This window comes from Nitratidesulfovibrio liaohensis, from assembly GCF_011682075.1.
GTDB classification, from domain to species: Bacteria; Desulfobacterota; Desulfovibrionia; order Desulfovibrionales; family Desulfovibrionaceae; genus Cupidesulfovibrio; species Cupidesulfovibrio liaohensis.
Window position 1 is genome coordinate 1 of the sequence record NZ_VSMK01000293.1, and the last position, 3,524, is coordinate 3,524.

Genomic DNA, 3,524 nt, shown 5'->3' on the forward strand with positions numbered 1-3,524 from the left:
GGTGCGCGGCCATGGCGCGGGCCAGACCGGCCAGCGGGGCCACCTGCAAGGCGCGCTGGATGAGCCGCCCGCGCACCGCAAAGTCGTTGCAGGCGTCGCGCCAGGCGTCGAAGGCCGCGCGCGCGTCGTCGCTGCCCTTGCCTTTGGACGCCTTGAGCAGGCAGTCGTCCAGCCCGCCCTTTTCCAGATAGACCGACTTGGACAGCGGGGAAAAGGCGCTGTTCTCCGTGCACTTGTCCAGAAACTTGTGCAGTGTTGCGGCGGCGGAAAGTTGTTCTTCGGCCAGAATGCGCGACAGGGTGACCGTGGCGTCCCGCATGTCGGTATGGATGGCGACCAGCTTGGCCGCCAGGGCATCGGTATCCACATCGGGAAGGCCGCCCCGGGGCGCATCCTCATCGAAGGGGCTGGGGCCGGCATTTAAGGGGTCTGGGCCAGACATGCCGCCTTCCGCCAGATGCAACTGCAAGAGCTGCGAAAGGCGCACCCGCAGCCCGGCCCCCACGGTGAAGCCCTTGAGATCGGTGTGGAACAGCAACAGGCGGCAGGCATCGCGCACGTCATCCCGCAACTGCGCATCGCCCCGGCGGGCGCGATCCAGGATCAGGTCGTACAGCGGCTCGAAATACTCGTCGGGCGAAAAGGACGGCTCGAAGTCCGGCGGCAGGGACAGCTCCAGCGCGGCCAGCCGCACCAGCATGGTCAGCAGGCTGTCGATGGTGCGGATGTTCAGCGCGCCGTAGCGCCGCAGGATGATGTCCACCCAGCGGGCCGCGCGGGCCGGGGGCCACGCCCCGCTGTCGCCGTTGCCACTGCCGTCCCCCCTTTTCCCTGCCTTGCCCGGATCGGCCAGGGCATGCTCCTTGAGCAGGCGGATGACCCGCTCCTTCATTTCCGATGCGGCCTTGTTGGTGAAGGTCACCGCCAGGATGTCCGGCCAGCAGTGCCCGCCTTCCACGGCCAGCGCGCAGGCCCGTCCGTCCTCGTCGCGCGCGCCCGCCAGCAACGACAGGAAACGCCGGGTCAGGGTGTAGGTCTTTCCCGATCCGGCGGAGGCCTTGATCTGCGTCAGCGTTGGCGTGGGCATGGGGATGCGTGTCCGGAAGGAATAAGGGAAGTGGCGTTGCAATGCGAAACGTGTGGGCAAAAGCGTTGCGCCGGGCGCGACACCGTTTCCGGACGGGGATTTCGTCATCTGGCAAGGAAGCCCCGTGTTCCGCGAGGGGAGCGTACTCTTCGGTACGTGACCCGAGCGGAACACGGTGGCTGACGCCGCCAGAGGGGGAAAGCCCCTCCGTAAACTAGATGGGGCAGGCTCGGGTACTGTCCGGCACCATCCCCGCCAGATCCACCTGCCCGGTGGACTCCAGCACCGCCCGCCAGTAGTCGGACGCCACGTTCAGCTTGCGCCGGGTGCGCGTCACCAGGTCCAGCGGCAGGTGCACGTAGCGGTCCATCAGCTTGGACACCACCATGCCGGTGCGCCCGGCCATGGCGGCGTGCACGGCGTGCTGGCCCAGAAAGCCGCAGTACACCCGGTCGTTGGCGTTGGCGGGCACGGAACGGATGATGTAGCTGGGGTCGATGTACTTCAGTGCGTACGGCAGCGAGCGTTCATCGCAGTAGCGCTTGATTTCCGAGCGCAGCAACGTGGCGATGTCGCCAAGGATGGGGTTGCCGGAGGCGTCGGTTTCGCCGGTGCCTTCCAGCAGGTGCTGGCCCGCGCCTTCCGCCACCACGATGACGGCATGGGCGCGCGAACGCAGCCGCTTTTCCAGCGCGGGCAGCAGGCCCCCTTCGCCGTGCAGGGCAAAGCGCACCTCGGGAATGAGCACGAAGTTCACTTCCTTCAGCGAAAGGGTGGCGTGCGCGGCGATGAAGCCCGATTCGCGGCCCATCAGCTTTACCAGGCCCACGCCGTTCATGGCCCCCAGCGCCTCCACGTGGGCGCACTGGATGGCCTCCGTGGCCTTGTACACGGCGGTTTCGAAGCCGAACGACTGGCTGATGAAGTTGATGTCGTTGTCGATGGTCTTGGGGATGCCGATGACCGAGATGCGCAGGTTGCGCCGCGCTATTTCGGCCACAATGCCCGATGCCGCGCGCATGGTGCCGTCGCCGCCGATCATGAACAGGGCGCTGACGTTCATGCGCTCCAGCGCGTCCACCACCTCTTCGGGCGACTGCGGCCCGCGCGACGATGCCAGGATGGTGCCGCCGAACTGGTGGATGTCCGAGACCTTGTCCGGGGTCAGCTCCATGAATTCGTGGCGGTACTTGGGGATGAATCCTTCCAGCCCGTAACGGATGCCGATGACGGCGGGCACGTTGTAGGCGTGGTACGCCTCCATGACGATGGCGCGGATAACGTCGTTGATGCCGGGGCACAGGCCGCCGCAGGTGACGATGGCGCATTTGGTCTTGGAAGAATCGAAATACAGGTGGCTGCGCGGCCCGGCGGACTCGAACAGCAGGGGGACCGATTCCGCGCCCAATTCGGCGATGTGTTCGCGGTCGAGGAACAGGGGGATGCCCTGTTCGTCGGCGTAGTTGCCATAGCAGAGCGGGGTGGGGATCTTGGCCGGTCCCAGGACGGGAATGGTGGTGTCCAGTTGCAGGACGCCGTTGTCGAAATGGGTCGAGGGCATGGGGTCTGTCCTCCCGGGGATGGCGGCTTGGGGTGGAATGGCGGAATCGGGGAAACAGGTCGAAACCGGTGACCCGGTTCGTGTTGTTCCGGGTGGCATTTCGCGTGGTTTTTTCCGGATATACTTGTGCAGCATAGCACGGCGCAGCCCATAAGGCCAGCCTGCGCGCCCGGAATGAACGGGGCGGACGGTTTGCGCCGTCCGCCCCGTTGTGCTCATCTTTTCAGGGCGGTCCGTCGCGCGCGGGCAGGCCGCGCGCGCGGAACCTGGCCGTAACTACCAGGGGGTGGTGGGGTACTGCATGCCAAGCTGGGTATCCAGCATGGCATGCGAGGTTTCGCGCAGCACGACCGCGTTGTGGCGGGCGCATTTGTCGCAGCCGATGCCGGGCAGCGCGGACACCACGTAGCACACGCTGGTGCCCGCCAGTTCCAGCAGGCTGTTGCCCAGCGAGGTGAGCACGCAGTAGTTCTTCCACACGTACAGCATTTCGTCGCGCACGCGGGTGCGCACCACGCCGTCGCCGTTCAGGTCGAAGTCCTCGACTTCGGGCCGCAGGACAAAGGCGTCCTGCGCGCAGGCGCGGGCCTGCGGCACCACGGCCACGTTCCAGTCGAACATCACGGCGCGGCGGATGCGGCGGCACAGGTCGTGCCCGGTGAAGGCATCGCCATGAAAGCGTTCGTCCAGCGGGCCCAGCTTGCGCAGGGCGGCGGTCTTCACGGCGGCGAAGGCCAGCGAGACGGCCTGAACGCGGGTGGGCTGCTGGAAGTGCTTTTCGCCGTAGGCGGGCCAGTTGAACCAGGTGCGCGGCAGGCGGCCCGGCAGGCCGCTGAGGCGGGCCAGCTTCACGATCAGGCCGGGCAGGCGGGCGGC

General features: G+C 66.9%; 3 protein-coding genes. All 3 read right to left on the minus strand.

Annotated elements, in window-relative coordinates:
- Positions 1-1,087, minus strand: a 1,087-nt coding sequence (locus tag FVW27_RS10550) for a UvrD-helicase domain-containing protein (RefSeq protein ID WP_167124970.1), incomplete at its 3' end; no start/stop codon positions are given.
- Between the two features lie 214 nt (positions 1,088-1,301).
- Positions 1,302-2,648, minus strand: a complete 1,347-nt coding sequence (locus tag FVW27_RS10555; protein ID WP_167124972.1) for an ATP-dependent 6-phosphofructokinase — start codon at positions 2,646-2,648, stop codon at positions 1,302-1,304.
- Positions 2,649-2,924: 276 nt separating this feature from the next.
- A partial coding sequence (locus FVW27_RS10560; RefSeq protein ID WP_424991867.1) for a glycosyltransferase family 2 protein occupies positions 2,925-3,524 on the minus strand: 600 nt, incomplete at its 5' end.

Bases quoted from the DNA above. Each gene is read 5' to 3' on its own strand.
- FVW27_RS10555 (WP_167124972.1), bottom strand. From the start codon at position 2,648: ATGCCCTCGACCCATTTCGACAACGGCGTCCTGCAACTGGACACCACC.